The 548-nt window shown below is 66.2% G+C and carries 1 protein-coding gene; it reads right to left on the minus strand.

Going from position 1 to position 548, the window contains the following annotated elements; genetic code table 11:
* Positions 1-548: acyltransferase domain-containing protein (locus tag ACLQ2W_RS33860; RefSeq protein ID WP_425791968.1), on the minus strand; the 548-nt coding region annotated here is incomplete at both ends.

The following is a 548-nucleotide window of genomic DNA, read 5'->3' on the forward strand; positions in this document are numbered from 1 at the left end:
TGACCGGCCTCGGTCAACGTGCGGATCACCTCGCCGAACCGGACCGTGTGCCGCAAGTTGCGATACCAGTAGCCACCATCAAGACCAGCGGTATCCACCAACACCGCTTCCAAAGTCGAGAAGAACGGCACCTGCCCACTACGAGGCCGCAAACCGGCCAGATCAGTGTGCAACCGGTCGCGGATCGCCTGCACCTGCGACGAATGCGACGCGTAGTCCACCGCGATCCGCCGAACCCCCAACTCCGCGTACGCCTGCACGAACTCCTCACACGCCGCCGCGGTACCGGAGATCACCACCTGCGCCGGACCATTGACCGCCGCCACCGACAGGTCCCCACCCCACCCGACAATCAACTCCTGCACCTCGTCCAAAGGTGCAGGCACCGACACCATCCCCCCCGACCCCGACAACGCCACAATCGCCCGACTCCGCAACGCCACCACCCGCGCCCCATCAGCCAACGACAAACCACCAGCCACACACGCCGCCGCGATCTCACCCTGACTGTGCCCCACCACCGCCGCCGGAACCACACCCACCGAACG

The sequence above is a fragment of the Micromonospora sp. DT227 genome, assembly GCF_049841835.1.
Taxonomy (GTDB): Bacteria; Actinomycetota; Actinomycetes; order Mycobacteriales; family Micromonosporaceae; genus Micromonospora.